Genomic DNA, 15,224 nt, shown 5'->3' with positions numbered 1-15,224 from the left:
AGCAGCGGGTGGTGCTGCGGGCGCTGACGGCGGGCGGGTTGGTCGTCGCGCTCGGGGCCGGGGTGGGGGTGTGGGCCTCGTCGGGGAACAGTGGCGGGGCGCCCGCCGGGTCGGCCACTTCCCAGCAGGCCGCCGCCGGGACCTCCGCGGGGACCTCCATCGGTGGCGGCGCCGATGCCGCCGCACCGGCCGCGAGCCCGACCCCCACCCGTTCCTACCCCCTGTCGACGACCCCCCGCACCATCCCCGCCGTCCGCTCCCACACCCCGGCGCGCGGTCCTGGCTGGCGTCCGGTGGCCGGGCACCGGGTGGTGGTGAGCGACGCCGGTCTCGCCGACGAGGGGCGGCTCGTCGCCGGTGAGCTGGGGCTGACGTACGCCGGGGAGAAGAACGACGTCCGCGCCGGGGACCTGCGGCTGGCGCTGAACGACGACGAGGGCGCGAACCCGGAGTCGTACACCATGACCGTGCGCGGCGGGCGGGCCACCATCAGCGGGCCCTCCGACGACGGTGTCTTCTACGGCACCCGCACCCTCAAGCAGGAGGTGCACGGCGGTGGTACGGCGTCGGAGGGCGTCGTCCGCGACCAGCCGGCCAAGCCGCAGCGCGGGTTCACGCTGGACATCGCCCGCAAGTACTTCAGCCCCGCCTGGATCGAGGACCGGATCCGTGAGCTCGGCGATCTGAAGTTCAACCAGCTCGGGCTGCACTTCTCCGACGACCAGTCCTTCCGGATCGAGTCCGACACCCACCCGGAGATCGTCGCCCGGCAGCACCTCACCAAGGCCGAGGTGAGGAAGATCGTCGGCCTCGCGGCGAGCCGGCACATCACCGTCGTGCCCGAGATCGACTCGCCGGGGCACCTGGGCGCCGTCCTCGCCGCCCACCCCGAGCTGCAACTGCGCAATGTGAACGGGGTGGCGACCCGCGGGGCGATCGACATCTCCAAGGACGCCTCCGCGAAGCTCCTCGACGACCTGCTGAACGAGTACGCCGGTCTGTTCCCCGGCGCCTACTGGCACCTCGGCGGCGACGAGTACCAGGCCCTGACGAAGTCGAACCCGGCGGCCTCCTACCCGCAGCTCGCCTCCGCCGCGGCGGCTCGGTACGGCGCCGGCGCGACCGTCGCCGACCTCACCACCGGCTGGCTGAACGACCGCGCCGACACCGTCCGCGCCCACGACCGCACCATGCGGGTGTGGAACGACGGGTTCTTCCGGGGGACGTCGGTCAAGCCGGCCTCCGATCTCGTGGTCGCGTACTGGACCGGCAAGGAGATCGGGGCGCGCAAGCCGGTGGAGTACCTGAGCGCGGGACGCAAGGTGCTCAACTACAACGACGAGTACCTGTACTACGTCCTCGGGCAGCCGCAGACCTTCGTCTACCCGACCGGGCGGCGCATCTACGAGCAGTGGACCCCGCGCGTCCTGCGCGGCACCACGCCGGTGGCCGCGCGGTACGACGCCCAGATACTCGGCGGTTCCTTCTCGGTGTGGTGCGACCTCGCCGACTCGCAGACGCAGGCCCAGGTCGCCGCGGGCATACGGATGCCGTTGCGGGCGACGTCCCAGAAGCTGTGGGACGCGAGGACGCCGGCGCTGACCTGGACGCAGTTCAGGGCCCTGGCGAACCGGCTGGGCTGAGTCCGCCGCCGGTCCACGGCGCTGTCGGCACTGCCAGTGCTGCCGGTGCTGCCGGTGCTGTCGGGGAGTTGGCTGAAATGCGTTCCTCTGGGTCTCCCCTCCTGTCCCCCCGGTCCCTCCTGTGACACTCCTGCCCCGTCGCACGCAGTAAGGGGAAGTGCGGGCTCCGTAAGGTAGGCGCCCTGGCGAGGGAGGCGTGGATGAGCCTGATGGAACTGATCGCTCAGGCCGACGAACGCGGACTGGCTGCCAGCGGGTTGGCTTGTTTGGATCGGTGCGTGCCCCTGCTCGGGGGTGACGACGACATCCTGCGCCCCCTGTGGGGCAACCTCACCGAGGCCTCCGACGGCGCCGACTGGGGCGAGCTCCTGGAACAGGTGCGCGGCAAGCTGGAGTCCGGCGACGCGGCGGTGGGCGACGGCGGCGTGGAGGAGGGCGGCGCCGACGAGGCCGTGCTCCTGGTCCGCCGGATGCTGGCCGCGGCCCCGGCCGACCGCTTCGCCGGCGAGGTGCGGCGCTGGGCCGACGCCTGCTCCGTCGCCTCCCTCCAGATCCACCGCCTCCTCGACCCGGCCGAGGACGCCGCCCCGGTCGACTCCCGCCGCGAGGGCCGTACGGAGGGCATGTCGCCCCTCGTGGCCGCCGAACTGCGCCGCCAGGTCACCGTCCTGGAAGTCCTGGCCGGCCATGGCGCGGGCGGACTGCGCCGCGCGCTGGAGGTGTCCATCGAGGGTCGCCGGGTGCTGCGCGCGGTGGTGTCACGGCGGGCCCGGGGACGCAGGTGAGCAGGTGTCCCCCAACCATTTGACGACCGCGTCCCGGTGCCGCGCGGTCGCGGCGTAGAAGTCCGTCAGGTCCCGGTGCGCCGAGGCGAACGCGGCCCGGGTGCGGGTCTCCTCTGCGGTGCCGCCGTAGCGGGGCAGGAGTTCGGCACGGGCGGGCCGCCACAGGTCGTCGAAGTCGCTCTCCGTCAGGAAGGCGGCGACCCGGGCCGTCTGGGCGACGGTCAGCAGCACGAACGGCGGCTCCTTCGAACGGGCCGGGTACACGCGCTCCCCGCCGAGCACCACGTGGGTGTCGGCGTAGAGCACCTGGTGGTCGCCGTAACGGCCGTCCAGGGCCGATGCGCAGTTCAGGCGGTCATGGTCTTCGTCGAACAGCTTCCGCAGCCAGGTCGCGCTGTTGCGCAGGGCCGAAGGGGGCACGGCGCGGAGCCGGAGGTACGCGCTCATCAATAAAGGAGCGCGCGGGAGCGCGGAATCATCACCTCTGTGCCCGAGCTGGGGTGGAGGCGGGGTGGTCCTGCGCCGGTCTCGGGGAGGGGCCGGATTCGCGTGACGGATCACGGCCGGGCGCCGCTCTTCTCTATGTGACGTGGACAACTCAAGCGACCCGGACGGCGCACGTGGCGCAGGGACCTCAGCACGCACGACAGCCGGGCCGGCCCTCCGCCGCCGTGAAACCGGTGCGCTGGGCGGCGGAGGCGGTGGCCGCCGCGCGGGAGGGCGTGCGCGAACATCTCGACTTCTCCGCGCAGAGTCTGTGGCGCGTCGACCGGCTGATCGAGGAGCTGCGCCGAGCGGGCACGGAGCCCCCGGCCGCGGAGAACACGCTCCGTGGCTTCGGGGCGTACGCCGGTGAGGTGATCGTCCGGCAGACCGGCGCCGAGTGGTGGGCGACCGGCGGCGACCACTGGGTCCGCACCCCCGACGGACGCCTGTGGGAGCCCCTCGACGAGGCCCGCCGCTGCCTCGGCGGCCACGGCTCCCTGCGGCTGCTGTGCCGGGACGCGATGCGGGGACGGCGCTAGCCGCGGACGGCGCCTGTGCAGCGGACTGCCCCGAGTGCACGGGTTGCCCGGGGTGCCTGTGCTGGTCAGTGGCCGTGTGACGAGTGACACCTCTGTGACCCGTGATGTTCGGGGGTGCCCGTCCGCTGGGACAGCGGGGAGCCGATCCGGTTTCCAGGACCGAGTGGAGGGGTGGGGACCCATGAGCAGCGGGGTGGATGCGGGCACGCCGGACGCGCGGGGGATGCGGGGGTGTGCCACGGGGTTCGTCGCACGGGTCACCGCCCGGCAGCGGCTGCCGCTCGACTACTCCGTCGCCAGTCTGCGGGTCGTCGACTTCCTCGTCGACGGGGTGCGCAAGGGCGGCGCCGACCGGGAGCGGGCGCACGACACGCTCGTCGGGCTCGGGGCGTACGTCGGCGAGGTGCTGGTGCGGCGGGCCGGCGGGCTGTGGGTGGATCTCGACGGCGACCAGCGTGCCTGGTTCGGACAGGCGGTCGGGGTGCGGATGCCGGACGGGCGGGTGTGGAACCCGCTCGGGAAGGTCGTCAACCGGTTCGAGACCGGGAGTCCGGAGGAATCCCTGCGGACCTTCTATCTGACCCTCCATGGGCGCGCCCGGCGGGCGGCGGCCTGACCGTGGAGGCGTCTGCCGCATCCGTCATCTCCGTTCGCTGTGACACTTCTGTGCGGCCGGACGCTGATGACCGTGGGGGCGTGGCCGCGTCCGGACCGGGTGTCCGGCGGGACGGTCGTGCGCCCGCAACGGACTCCGTACGAACGAGGACAGTCTTGGGCCAGGGAGGGGAATCCCGGCGCGCGCACGCGTACGACGGGGAACTGGGCGCGGCCGTGGCACGGGCCCAGGACGGCGACGAGACCGCGTTCGCCGTCGCGTACCGGATCGTGCAGCCCGGACTGCTCGGCTACCTGCGCGGCATCGTCGGCGACGACGCCGAGGACGTGGCCTCCGACGCCTGGCTGGAGATCTCCCGCGACCTGGGCAGGTTCCGCGGCGACGGCGCCGGCTTCCGGGGCTGGACCGCGACCATCGCCCGGCATCGGGCCCTCGACCACCTGCGCCGGCTGCGGGTGAGGCCCCGGTCGGCGGCGCTGGACCAGGACGTCGTCCTCGACCTGCCCGGGCCGCACAGCACCCACGACCAGGCGCTGGAGGCACTCTCCACCGCGCACGCCCTGGAGCTGGTCCGCGGGCTGCCGCAGGACCAGGCGGAGGCCGTGCTGCTGCGGGTCGTCGTAGGGCTGGACGGACCCGCCGCGGCCCGCGTGCTCGGCAAGCGGCCCGGCGCGGTGCGTACGGCCGCGCACCGCGGTCTGAAGCGGCTGGCCCGCCAGCTGGGCGTCGCCGACGCGAACGGCGAGAGCGGCACAGGTGTGACGGATGGCGGGCCCCGGACGCTGGGGGAGTCGACGTGAACGGCGACGGCCGCGGACCGTATGGATCACTGGTGGGCGCGGCCACCCGGTGGCACGGCCCGATCGGACGGATGGGACAGAGGCGGAAACGAACATGGGTGAACGGCTGAACGACGGCGCGGGCTTCGGCCGTCGGCGCGCGCACCCTGACGACGCCGTCGCCGACCTGTCGGGGCTGGAGGCGCTGCTCGCCCACGCCCTGCGCGGGCCCGGCGACCGTCCGAGCACGGGCACGGGCACCGACATGGCCGGGGGCAGCGAGGGTGAGCTGCGGGCCGTCGCCGCGTTCCGGGCCGCCCGGGACTCCGGCGCGCACCGGGCGCGTCCCCGGCGCCGCGACGACTGGCGGTCCCGGCCCGCCCGGCGGCACACCGCCCGCTCGCTGCGGGTCACGCTCTCCGCGCTGATCGCCGCTCTCGCGCTGGGCGGGGTCGCGTACGCCGCGATCGGCTCCGTCACCGACGGCGGCGGCGACGGCTCCGGGCACCCGGAGCGGTCGGCGAGCGCGCCGTCCGGTCGGTCCGACACGCCGTCCGGCGCCCCGTCCGGCACGGACGGCGCCGAGCGGGACCGTCCCGCGAACGCCAAGGACACCGAGGCCCACTGCCGTGCCTACGAGAAGGTCCAGGGAGGGGGCCAGGCGATGGACTCCACCGCCTGGCAGCGGCTCGTGACGGCGGCGGGCGGCGAGCAGAACGTCGCCGCGTACTGCGCGGCCCACGGTCAGCAGAAGGCCGAGAAGGCGCCGAAGGCGGAGAAGAGCCCCAGGGCGGAGAAGACGCCGAAGGCCGAGACGAGCCCCAGGGCGGAGACGGGCCCCAGGGCCGAGACGAGCCCCAAGGCGGAGAAGACCGTGACGCCCGAGAGGTCCGCGAACTCGGGGAAGACCAGGGCCGCGAACGGCGGATGACCCGTTGCCGCCGAGGCAACGGCCGGAGCCGCCACCCCCCACAGGAGAGGCCCCGGCCGTCGCGCGGCACGGGCCGCGCGGCGGCCCGTACTCCCTACAGCGCCGAGAGTGCGTTTTCTGTCACACCCCGGGCACACCCCCTCGAGTCACGAGTCAGTTGCATGTTCTACGGTCGTGGACGTGCGGCGGTTTCAGGTCGTAACGTGCCTTTCGCGCCGGACGGCCAAGCGGCAGACCACCGCAACGACCTGCGGTCCACGGACCGCGAACCATCGACCGAGGAACCACGACGTGGGGGACGACGCGGAGTTGACAGCCGCGGTGCTCGCGGCACAGAACGGGGACGAGAGCGCGTTCCGGACTGTGTACCGCACGGTGCACCCGCGGCTGCTCGGGTACGTGCGCACACTCGTCGGCGACCTCGACGCCGAGGACGTCACCTCCGAGGCCTGGCTGCAGATCGCGCGTGACCTGGAGCGGTTCAGCGGCGACGCGGACCGCTTCCGCGGCTGGGCCGCCCGGATCGCCCGCAACCGCGCCCTGGACCACATACGCATGCGGGGGAGGCGTCCCGCGATCGGCGGCGACGAGACCGAGTTGACCGGCCGGGCCGGCGAGTCCGACACCGCGGGCGAGGCCATCGAGGCGCTCGCCACCGGCCGCACCCTCGGCCTCATCGCCCGGCTGCCGCAGGACCAGGCCGAGGCCGTCGTCCTGCGGGTCGTCATGGGCCTGGACGCCAAGACGGCCGCCGAGACGCTCGGCAAACGGCCCGGCGCGATACGCACGGCCGCGCACCGCGGTCTGAAGAAGCTCGCCGAACTGCTCGGCGACGATGCGGAGACGGCGGGCGCGCTGGACGCACTGCCGCCGCAGCGTGGAACGCGCTCGCGCGCGGTGACGTCCGCCAGTGTGACGCAAGTGCGCGCGCGGACGCAGAAGGACATGTGATGGCCGACAAGCAGGACAGGTGGCTCGACCGCGAAACCGCGGAGCGTCTGCTGCGCGGTGAGTCACCCGGCCACGCTCTCGACGGCCCGGCCGAGGAGCAGGCCGAACGCCTCGCGAGGACGCTGGCCGCGTTGTCCGCACCGGCCGCCGCGTCCCTGCCCGCCGACGAGGAGCTCCCCGGCGAGGCCGCGGCCCTGGCCGCCTTCCGTAAGACCCACGCGGACCGCGCCGACCTCGCCCGGGGCGCCACCGCCGGACTCGCCGGTGAGGCCGGTGGGGCCGGTGAGGCGCACGCGGTCGACGTCGGGCTGGTGCGCATCGTCGGCGGTGTCCGCGAGGCCGCTCGCCGTCCCCGCCGGATCCGGCCCGCGCGGCTGGGACTGGCCGCGGCGCTGGCCGTAGGGGTGCTCGGCGGGGTCGCGGTCGGGACCGGCGTCCTGCCGTCCCCGTTCGACGGCGCGGAACCGGCGCGTCCCTCCGTCTCGGCGCCCGCGCTCCCCGAGCGCCCGCTCGTCTCCCCCTCCCCGGACGCCTCGGGCGGCACCGCGCCGTCGACGCCCCCGGAGGGCGGCACGGGCGGCCCCGGAGGCGCCGGCGGCGAGGCCGGCAAGGGCGCCGGGAACGGCACCGCGGACGACGACGCCACCGCCGGCCCGGACCTGCGCGGCGTCTGGCCGGGCGGCGTGAGCTCGTCCTGCCGCGACCTGAGCGCCGGCAAGACCCTGGACGCCGGCCGCCGGCGGACCCTGGAGAACCTGGCGGGCGGCTCGAAGCGCGTGCCGACGTTCTGCGCGGGCGTCCTCGACCACGCCGCCGGCGCAAACCCACGCGGCGACGCCCGCACGGGAAACGGCACCGCCGGCCGGGACACCGGAATGGGCCAGGGGGACCGCGACGGCCAGAGCGGATCGACCCGCGGGAGCGGTACGGACGACAAGTCCGGCCGGGGCGGCGGCACTTCCGACGACGACGATGACGGCGGCCACAGAGGCGGCCGCCGCGGTCACGGCCAGGGAGGCGGCAGCCACGGCGGCCACGGCGGCGGCCACGGTCACGGCTGAAACGACCATCGTCAGGACGGCGGCTCCGGCACGCCGATCAGCCGATCCATGACGCCGCGCCGCCCGCGACCCGGTGCCGGTTTGCAGGCCGCCGGGACCTCGGGAACCATCGGGAAGTGCAAGGTCCTATCCCATCGCACCAAGGAGAGCCGTCATGGGAGAAGAGACCGAAGTGACGCCCACGATCGATGAACTCGCAACGGAATCAACCGAGTTGGCGGAGATCCTGTCGTCCGACGGGGCATCGTCCACCGGTGACGTCCAGATGTTCCCGTTCCCCTTCTGCATCCGCTACAACGGTCGCCCGCAGGAGTCCAGGATCATCCACGCTCCCGACCTCAACGGCGCCGTCATCACCGTCAACCAGCTCGTGAGCATCGCCAACCGGGAGGCCTCACGGAAGGGATTCCCGGCGCTGTTCTCCTCCACGAGCGGCAGCTGCCCCGACGAGTGAGCCCCCGCCACGCCCCGCTGACCTGCGACTTCGTAGATCGCAGAAGTTTTTTCGCGTGGGGTGTGACGTTTTTGGCGGCCGGGGCGCAGTAACAAGTGAGCCGACTGGTCATCGGCCCTTGCACCGAGCCGGGGTTCCCCCCGTACCTTCGGCTCGTGCGCTCGGCGCGGGCGGGACACGTTCCCCCGGTCCCGCTCGCGCCCCCAACGCCTACCAGGACACGACGACCTTGTCGCCGTTCCTCACCTGCGCGAAGAGCTTCGCGATGGCCGCCTCGTCCCGCACATTGACGCAGCCGTGCGAGGCGCCGGCGTAACCGCGGGCCGCGAAGTCGGCCGAGTAGTGCACCGCCTGCCCGCCGCTGAAGAACATCGCGTACGGCATCGGCGAGTGGTAGAGCGTGGACACATGGTCGCGGGACTTCCAGTAGACGTGGAACACACCCTCGCGGGTGGGCGTGTACTGCGAGCCGAAGCGGACCGACACCGTCGACTCGGTCCGGCCGTCGATCATCCAGCGCAGGGTGCGGGTCGTCTTGTCGATGCACAGCACCCGCCCGGTCAGACAGCGGGGATCGGGCGCGGCGGCCGGCTGACCGCCCATCAGATACAGCTCCCACTGGCCCGGCTCCCGCGTCATGCCCAGCAGCCGCTGCCAGGTGACGGTGTCCGTCGTCCCGGTCCTCGGCAGCCCGCGCTTGCCCTGGAAGCCCTTCACCGCCTCCTCGGTACGGTCGTCGTACGTGCCCGTGGGGCCGTCGTAGAGCCAGGCGACCTGCCGCAGCCGGGCCTGGAGCTCGCGCACCGCGCGCCCGGTGTCGCCGGGCGACCACAGCACGGCGGGGGGTGGGGCGTCGGTGGCCGGGGCGCTCGGCTTGTCGTCGGCGGTCGTCCCGGCCGGGGTCGAGGCCCGGGGCGAGCGGGGTGTCGTCCGGCCGGCGTCGGCGGGGACGGGCGAGCGCGCGCCCCCGTCCGCACCCCCGTCCGCGCCCCTGCCCGTGCCGGTGTCCGTCTTCGGGGTCTGCACGCTACAGCCGCCGCACACCGTCACCAGGGCCGCCGCGGCGGCCAGGACGGCGATCGATCTCCGCATCCGCATGCCTGGAATCTTCCCCCCGGATGACGTCTCACGAACGGACCGGCAAGGTTGTGACCGGGACCGCAATCAGTCTGTGAGGAAGCTCCCAGCGTGCTCCCCTCCACCGGGTGCACGCACGCCGATACAGTCCGTCGAAGGGTCGGACTGTACTGACGGGTAATTGCTCAGCGGGAGGCATCACACCAATGGCGCGTGAGTCGGAGTCCGGACTCCCCATCGAACCGGTCTACGGGCCCGAGGACCTGGCGGGCTGGGACCCGGCCGAGAAGCTGGGCGAGCCCGGCGCGTACCCCTTCACCCGGGGCGTCTACCCGTCGATGTACACCGGCCGCCCCTGGACGATGCGCCAGTACGCGGGCTTCGGCACGGCGGTGGAGTCCAACGCCCGCTACAAGCAGCTGATCGCCAACGGCACGATGGGCCTGTCGGTCGCCTTCGACCTGCCCACCCAGATGGGCCACGACTCCGACGCGCCGATCGCCTCCGGCGAGGTCGGCAAGGTCGGCGTGGCGATCGACTCGATCGACGACATGCGGGTGCTGTTCGGCGGGATCCCGCTGGACAAGGTGTCGACGTCGATGACGATCAACGCCCCCGCGGCCCTGCTGCTGCTCATGTACCAGCTGGTCGGCGAGGAGCAGGGCGTCCCGGCCGACCGGCTCACGGGCACGATCCAGAACGACGTCCTGAAGGAGTACATCGCGCGCGGGACGTACATCTTCCCGCCGAAGCCCTCGCTGCGCCTCATCGCCGACATCTTCAAGTACTGCAAGGCCGAGATCCCGAAGTGGAACACGATCTCGATCTCCGGCTATCACATGGCGGAGGCGGGCGCGTCCCCGGCGCAGGAGATCGCCTTCACGCTGGCGGACGGCATCGAGTACGTCCGTACGGCGGTGGCCGCGGGGATGGACGTCGACGACTTCGCCCCGCGGCTGTCCTTCTTCTTCGTGGCGCGTACGACGATCCTCGAAGAGGTCGCGAAGTTCCGTGCCGCGCGCCGGATCTGGGCGCGGGTGATGAAGGACGAGTTCGGCGCGAAGAACCCCAAGTCGCTGATGCTGCGGTTCCACACGCAGACGGCGGGCGTCCAGCTGACGGCCCAGCAGCCGGAGGTGAACCTGGTGCGGGTCGCCGTCCAGGGCCTCGCGGCGGTCCTCGGCGGCACCCAGTCCCTGCACACGAACTCCTTCGACGAGGCGATCGCGCTGCCCACGGACAAGAGCGCGCGCCTCGCCCTGCGCACCCAGCAGGTGCTCGCCTACGAGACGGACGTGACGGCGACCGTCGACCCCTTCGCCGGGTCGTACGTCGTGGAGAAGATGACCGACGACGTCGAGACGGCGGCCGTCGAACTCATGCGGAAGGTCGAGGACCTCGGCGGCGCGGTCACCGCCATCGAGCACGGCTTCCAGAAGTCCGAGATCGAGCGCTCCGCCTACCGGATCGCCCAGGAGACCGACTCCGGCGAGCGGGTCGTCGTCGGCGTCAACCGCTACCAGCTCGACGCCGAGGAGCCCTACGAGCCGCTCCGCGTCGACCCGGCCATCGAGGCCCAGCAGGCGGACCGGCTCGCGAAGCTGCGCGCCGAACGCGACCAGGCGGCGGTGGACTCGGCCCTGGACGCCCTGAAGAAGGCGGCGGAGGGCGAGGACAACGTCCTCTACCCGATGAAGGACGCGCTGCGCGCCCGGGCGACGGTGGGCGAGGTGTGCAACGCCCTCCGGGAGGTCTGGGGGACTTACGTGCCGTCGGATGCGTTCTGAGCTGGGCGATTCCCTCGAATGGGTGATCGAGGGCGGATTCTGTCCGCCCCCGGATACGCTCGTGGAGAGTGTTCCCCGAAAAGGAGGATGCCGTGGCCGTACTGCAACACGAGCTGACGTTGAGCGAAGCCGCCGACCAGCTTTCTCGTGCACTGCCTGGGCACCGCGTGGAGATTCTCCAGGGGAGGCTCACTGTGACACCGCCGCCGGACGGCTCGCACGCCCTGTCACTGACTTGGCTCATCGAAGCATTTGCCGGAGCAGGAGCTCGGAAGGCTGGGCTCCGGTATGTCCAGGGGATCGGTCTTTGGCTGCCCACGTTGTCCGACGACTTCGCGATCCCTGACTTCTCCGTAGTCGACGCGGACTTCCGCGACGCCCACGTGACGAAGAACTGCTTCGCTCCGAACGTCTTCCGCCTGGTCGTCGAAGTGACGTCGTCGAACTGGTCCGACGACCTCGGTCCCAAGGTCGAGTGCTATGCCGAGGCCGGCATCCCCGCCTACCTCATCGCCGACCGCAAGCACGACGAGGTACTCCTCTACCAGGACCCGGCCGACGGCAAGTACCCCGACCCCGTCCGCTACAAGCGAGGCCAGGACGTCCCCGTCCCCGAGTCCGTCGGTGTCACCCTGGAGCTCTCCGTGGACACGCTCCTCGACGGCGGCGACTGATCGCGTGGGTCGGGCGCCCACCCGCGCCCGGTAGCGCTCCAGCCCTTCCGCCGACTGGCCCGCCCAGCCCACATAACCGTCCGGGCGGACCAGGAACAGCCCGTCCTCTCCGGGCCTCTGAGGCGGTCGACCCCTCACGCCCCCTCACGCCCCACCCCCCACGGCTACCGCTCGCCCTCTTCCTCCTCCCAACGGCCGAAACCGTCGAAGAAGCTCTGCTCACTCTCCCCGCGCCCCCGGTCCCGCCACCGGAGGAACGCCCAGATCACACCCGTGAGCACACACGCCGTGACGGCCATCACCGCCAGCCCGGTCAGCACCAGTGCCACCATGCCCTTCGCGAGAAGCCCCGGGATGTGCTCCTCGCCACAGCCGCACGTCAAGGTCTCCATGGGGGCACCGTGCCCGCCGTACACCCGTTCCTCGCGCTGCGTGGCGGAATCGCCGCGTGGCGGTGATGATTCCGGGATCGGTCCGGGTCGATCCGGGTCGGTCCGGGGGCGGTCGGGATCGGTCCGCTCCGTGGACAGGCACGGCGTGCCATGAGTGGTCCGTGGTATCCGTGAAAGGAAGGAAGAAATGTGGGTGCCGACCGCAAAATCGGCGGAGTTTACCCACCCCCCACAGCAGCCATGCGCCGCGCGACCAACTTTTCTTCGCCTGACGGGTTGAAGTTTTGTTGATCGTAGGTCGGTTGACCGCTCCGGCGTCCTACCCTTCAGAGGGTGAAGCAACTGATGTCCCGAGAGTCCGAGGCCGATCCTTCCGGGGAAGACGTGCTCCCCGCTGCCGAGCCGGGAGTCCTTCCCGGAACCCTGCCGGAGGCGCTGCGCGCGGAGCTCGTGGCCTTCCGCCGCGACCTGCACATGCACCCCGAGCTCGGCAACCAGGAGTTCCGTACGACGGCCGCGATCAAGGCCCGCCTCGAGAAGGCGGGGCTGAGGCCCCGCGTGCTCGCCATCGGGACCGGCCTCATCTGCGACATCGGGGCGGTGGACGGAGAGGGCGACGGTGTTCCCGTCCTCGCGATGCGCGCCGACATCGACGCGCTGCCCATCCCCGACATGAAGACCGAGTGCGCCTACCGCTCGACCGTGCCCGACCGCGCGCACGCCTGCGGTCACGACGTGCACACCACCGTCGTCCTCGGCGCCGGCCTCGTCCTCGCGGAACTGCACCGGCAGGGGCGCCTTCCGCGGCCCGTGCGGCTGATCTTCCAGCCCGCCGAGGAGGTGCTGCCCGGCGGCGCCGCCGACGCCATCGAGTGCGGCGCGCTGGACGGCGTCGGCCGGATCATCGCCGTGCACTGCGACCCCCGCGTGGACGCGGGCCGGGTCGGACTGCGCGAAGGCGCCATCACCTCCGCCTGCGACCGGCTGGAGATCGCGCTGGACGGGCCCGGCGGCCACACCGCCCGCCCCCACCTGACCACCGACCTCGTCACCGCCGCCGCCCGGGTCGTCACCGACGTGCCCGCGCTGGTCGGCCGGCGGGTGGACACGCGCGCCGGGCTCGCCGTCACCTGGGGCCGGATCGAGAGCGGCCACGCGCCCAATGTCATCCCGCAGCACGCCGAGCTCTCCGGCACCGTCCGCTGCCTGGACATCGACGCGTGGCGGCAGGCTCCGGACATCGTCGTCGCGGCGATCGACGAGGTCGCCAACCTGCACCGGGCCAAGTCGGAGATCAACTACGTGCGGGGAGTCCCGCCCGTCGTCAACGACGCAGACGTCACTGGACTGCTGCGGGACGCCATGGTCGCCCGGCGCGGCGAGGCGGCCGTGGAGGGCACCGAGCAGAGCCTCGGCGGCGAGGACTTCTCCTGGTACCTGGAGCGGGTACCGGGCGCCATGGCAAGGCTCGGCGTCCGCACGCCCGGCGAGCGCACCGTACGCGATCTGCACCAGGGCGACTTCGACGCCGACGAGTCGGCGATCACGGTCGGCGTGGAGCTCTTCACGGCGGCCGCCCTGCTCGACGCGGAGACCCGCGTCGGCTGAGAAGCCCCCGGAGAAGCCCCCGGAGAAGCCCCCGGAGAAGCCCCCGGAGAAGGCCTTGAAGAAGGCCTTGAAGAAGGCCCGGACAAGGGGACGAGGGGCGCCCGAAAAGCGCCCCTTCGTTCCCTTGTGTCACCCATGCGTAACGCCTGGGCCGCGCTTGTAACCCAAGCCCGGCACGAATCGATAACGGCCACGAGAAACCCCGTTCCCCTCCCCTTCTACGCGCGTTACTGTGCGCCGGAATCGCCACCGGAACGGCTCGTCGGGGAAGCCCTTGCGGAACGGCGCCACCAAGGGGAAAGCGGGCCGGTCACGGCGCCGTGGGGACGAAGGGTGCTTGCAATGCGTCTTATCTCTCGAAGGACGAGATTCTCCCGGGCAGCGGTGACCGTCGCGGTCGTCGCACTCGCCGCCGCCGGCTGCGGCAAGTCCAGCAGCGACTCCAAGTCCTCCGGCGACACGGAGTCCGGCAGCTACTCGGGCAAGGGCATCGGCCTCGCGTACGACATCGGCGGCAAGGGCGACCAGTCCTTCAACGACGCCGCCTACGCCGGTTTCCAGAAGGCCGAGAAGGAGTTCAAGCTCGGCGGCCAGGACATCGAGCCGCAGGACGGCGAGTCCGACGCGGACAAGGTGCAGCGCCTGACCCAGCTCGCCCAGGCCGGCTACAACCCGGTGATAGGCGTCGGCTTCGTCTACGCGCCGGCCGTCAAGGAGGTCGCCGCCAAGTTCCCGAAGATCACCTTCGGGATCATCGACGACGAGCAGGTCCAGGCCAAGAACGTCGCCGACCTGGTCTTCCACGAGGAGCAGGCCTCGTACCTGGCAGGCGTCGCCGCCGCCAAGACCTCCAAGAAGGCACACATCGGCTTCATCGGCGGCGTGGACATCCCGCTGATCCACAAGTTCGAGGCCGGGTACGTCCAGGGCGCCAAGTCGATCAACCCGAACATCAAGATCGAGTCGCAGTACCTGACGGAGACGCCCCAGGAGGGCGGCTTCTCCAGCCCCGACAAGGGCAAGGACGCGGCCAGCGGCCAGATCGAGGCCGGCGCCGACGTCATCTACCACGCGGCCGGCCTCTCCGGCCAGGGCGTGATCACCGAGGCCGCCGCCAAGAAGGTGTGGGCCATCGGCGTCGACTCCGACCAGTACAACCAGAGCGCGCTGAAGGCGTACAAGGACTACATCCTCGGCTCGGCCCTGAAGAACGTCGGCGGCGCCGTCTACGACCTCGTGAAGTCCGTGTACGAGGGCAAGCCCCTGTCCGGCGTGGTCCGCGGCAGCCTCTCCAACGACGGCGTCGGCTTCGCCGACACCAACCCGAAGTACAAGGCGATGACCGATGTCGTCGCGGCCGTCGACAAGGCCAAGAAGGACATCATCGCCGGCACGGTCACGGTCAACACCAAGTAACCGCCGAGTAACGCCCCTCCCGGGC

General features: G+C 72.1%; 16 protein-coding genes. 13 read left to right on the top strand and 3 right to left on the bottom strand.

Features of this window, described 5'->3' with window-relative positions; genetic code table 11:
• Window positions 1-8: 8 nt before the first annotated feature.
• Together ACIBTS_RS26050 and ACIBTS_RS26045 are read left to right on the top strand one after the other, a co-directional pair.
• Window positions 9-1,643 (top strand): glycoside hydrolase family 20 protein, encoded by a 1,635-nt coding sequence (locus ACIBTS_RS26050; RefSeq protein ID WP_399322664.1) that lies wholly within the window; start codon window positions 9-11, stop codon window positions 1,641-1,643.
• 200 nt (window positions 1,644-1,843) lie between these two features.
• Complete coding sequence (locus ACIBTS_RS26045) at window positions 1,844-2,428, top strand: hypothetical protein (RefSeq protein ID WP_399322526.1); 585 nt, start codon at window positions 1,844-1,846, stop codon at window positions 2,426-2,428.
• Here the strand turns inward: ACIBTS_RS26045 and ACIBTS_RS26040 are convergent.
• Window positions 2,402-2,875 (bottom strand): DUF1877 family protein, encoded by a 474-nt coding sequence (locus ACIBTS_RS26040; protein ID WP_399322524.1) that lies wholly within the window; start codon window positions 2,873-2,875, stop codon window positions 2,402-2,404. The two genes, ACIBTS_RS26045 and ACIBTS_RS26040, sit on opposite strands and share 27 nt — an antisense overlap.
• 173 nt (window positions 2,876-3,048) lie before the next feature.
• Between ACIBTS_RS26040 and ACIBTS_RS26035 the strand changes: the two genes are divergently transcribed.
• The 7 genes from ACIBTS_RS26035 to ACIBTS_RS26005 all read left to right on the top strand — a co-directional run bounded on the left by ACIBTS_RS26035 (window position 3,049) and on the right by ACIBTS_RS26005 (window position 8,245).
• Window positions 3,049-3,453: a hypothetical protein gene (locus ACIBTS_RS26035; protein ID WP_319674298.1), complete on the top strand. Its 405-nt coding sequence runs from the start codon at window positions 3,049-3,051 to the stop codon at window positions 3,451-3,453.
• A gap of 181 nt (window positions 3,454-3,634) precedes the next feature.
• Window positions 3,635-4,069 (top strand): hypothetical protein, encoded by a 435-nt coding sequence (locus ACIBTS_RS26030; protein WP_399322522.1) that lies wholly within the window; start codon window positions 3,635-3,637, stop codon window positions 4,067-4,069.
• Between the two features lie 155 nt (window positions 4,070-4,224).
• Window positions 4,225-4,869, top strand: a complete 645-nt coding sequence (locus ACIBTS_RS26025) for an RNA polymerase sigma factor (RefSeq protein WP_399322520.1) — start codon at window positions 4,225-4,227, stop codon at window positions 4,867-4,869.
• 94 nt (window positions 4,870-4,963) lie between these two features.
• Window positions 4,964-5,779, top strand: a complete 816-nt coding sequence (locus ACIBTS_RS26020) for a hypothetical protein (RefSeq protein WP_399322519.1) — start codon at window positions 4,964-4,966, stop codon at window positions 5,777-5,779.
• A gap of 291 nt (window positions 5,780-6,070) precedes the next feature.
• The gene (locus tag ACIBTS_RS26015) at window positions 6,071-6,730 is read left to right on the top strand and encodes an RNA polymerase sigma factor (protein WP_399322517.1); all 660 of its coding nucleotides are present in this window, start codon (window positions 6,071-6,073) and stop codon (window positions 6,728-6,730) included.
• A complete protein-coding gene (locus tag ACIBTS_RS26010; RefSeq protein ID WP_399322515.1) occupies window positions 6,730-7,791 on the top strand; it encodes a hypothetical protein in 1,062 nt (353 codons plus the stop codon). The genes ACIBTS_RS26015 and ACIBTS_RS26010 overlap by 1 nt, the downstream gene beginning before the upstream one ends.
• Window positions 7,792-7,945: 154 nt before the next feature.
• A complete protein-coding gene (locus ACIBTS_RS26005; protein WP_399322513.1) occupies window positions 7,946-8,245 on the top strand; it encodes a hypothetical protein in 300 nt (99 codons plus the stop codon).
• A gap of 210 nt (window positions 8,246-8,455) precedes the next feature.
• Here the strand turns inward: ACIBTS_RS26005 and ACIBTS_RS26000 are convergent, their stop codons facing one another.
• On the bottom strand, window positions 8,456-9,343 hold the full coding sequence (locus ACIBTS_RS26000) for a L,D-transpeptidase family protein (protein ID WP_399322512.1): 888 nt from the start codon (window positions 9,341-9,343) through the stop codon (window positions 8,456-8,458).
• 185 nt (window positions 9,344-9,528) lie between these two features.
• Between ACIBTS_RS26000 and ACIBTS_RS25995 the strand changes: the two genes are divergently transcribed.
• Both ACIBTS_RS25995 and ACIBTS_RS25990 read left to right on the top strand, forming a co-directional pair.
• A complete protein-coding gene (locus tag ACIBTS_RS25995; protein ID WP_319674305.1) occupies window positions 9,529-11,109 on the top strand; it encodes a methylmalonyl-CoA mutase family protein in 1,581 nt (526 codons plus the stop codon).
• 92 nt (window positions 11,110-11,201) lie between these two features.
• The gene (locus tag ACIBTS_RS25990; RefSeq protein WP_399322510.1) at window positions 11,202-11,783 is read left to right on the top strand and encodes a Uma2 family endonuclease; all 582 of its coding nucleotides are present in this window, start codon (window positions 11,202-11,204) and stop codon (window positions 11,781-11,783) included.
• 164 nt (window positions 11,784-11,947) lie between these two features.
• Here ACIBTS_RS25990 and ACIBTS_RS25985 read toward each other — a convergent pair whose 3' ends face one another.
• The gene (locus tag ACIBTS_RS25985; protein ID WP_399322509.1) at window positions 11,948-12,175 is read right to left on the bottom strand and encodes a hypothetical protein; all 228 of its coding nucleotides are present in this window, start codon (window positions 12,173-12,175) and stop codon (window positions 11,948-11,950) included.
• Between the two features lie 345 nt (window positions 12,176-12,520).
• Between ACIBTS_RS25985 and ACIBTS_RS25980 the strand changes: the two genes are divergently transcribed.
• Together ACIBTS_RS25980 and ACIBTS_RS25975 are read left to right on the top strand one after the other, a co-directional pair.
• Window positions 12,521-13,783 (top strand): amidohydrolase, encoded by a 1,263-nt coding sequence (locus ACIBTS_RS25980; protein WP_319674308.1) that lies wholly within the window; start codon window positions 12,521-12,523, stop codon window positions 13,781-13,783.
• Window positions 13,784-14,167: 384 nt separating this feature from the next.
• The gene (locus ACIBTS_RS25975; protein ID WP_399322507.1) at window positions 14,168-15,199 is read left to right on the top strand and encodes a BMP family protein; all 1,032 of its coding nucleotides are present in this window, start codon (window positions 14,168-14,170) and stop codon (window positions 15,197-15,199) included.
• The last annotated feature ends 25 nt before the right edge of the window (window positions 15,200-15,224 follow it).

The sequence above is a fragment of the Streptomyces sp. NPDC050121 genome (assembly GCF_044460385.1).
Classification (GTDB): Bacteria; Actinomycetota; Actinomycetes; order Streptomycetales; family Streptomycetaceae; genus Streptomyces; species Streptomyces soliscabiei.
Note: the sequence above shows the minus strand (reverse complement) of the source record. Positions and strands in the feature narration are given on the sequence as shown.

Bases quoted from the DNA above. Each gene is read 5' to 3' on its own strand.
- ACIBTS_RS26020 (WP_399322519.1), top strand. From the start codon at position 4,964: ATGGGTGAACGGCTGAACGACGGCGCGGGCTTCGGCCGTCGGCGCGCG.
- ACIBTS_RS26000 (WP_399322512.1), bottom strand. From the start codon at position 9,343: ATGCGGATGCGGAGATCGATCGCCGTCCTGGCCGCCGCGGCGGCCCTG.
- ACIBTS_RS25995 (WP_319674305.1), top strand. From the start codon at position 9,529: ATGGCGCGTGAGTCGGAGTCCGGACTCCCCATCGAACCGGTCTACGGG.
- ACIBTS_RS26030 (WP_399322522.1), top strand. From the start codon at position 3,635: ATGAGCAGCGGGGTGGATGCGGGCACGCCGGACGCGCGGGGGATGCGG.
- ACIBTS_RS26045 (WP_399322526.1), top strand. From the start codon at position 1,844: ATGAGCCTGATGGAACTGATCGCTCAGGCCGACGAACGCGGACTGGCT.
- ACIBTS_RS26005 (WP_399322513.1), top strand. From the start codon at position 7,946: ATGGGAGAAGAGACCGAAGTGACGCCCACGATCGATGAACTCGCAACG.
- ACIBTS_RS26040 (WP_399322524.1), bottom strand. From the start codon at position 2,875: ATGAGCGCGTACCTCCGGCTCCGCGCCGTGCCCCCTTCGGCCCTGCGC.
- ACIBTS_RS26010 (WP_399322515.1), top strand. From the start codon at position 6,730: ATGGCCGACAAGCAGGACAGGTGGCTCGACCGCGAAACCGCGGAGCGT.
- ACIBTS_RS25985 (WP_399322509.1), bottom strand. From the start codon at position 12,175: ATGGAGACCTTGACGTGCGGCTGTGGCGAGGAGCACATCCCGGGGCTT.
- ACIBTS_RS25980 (WP_319674308.1), top strand. From the start codon at position 12,521: ATGTCCCGAGAGTCCGAGGCCGATCCTTCCGGGGAAGACGTGCTCCCC.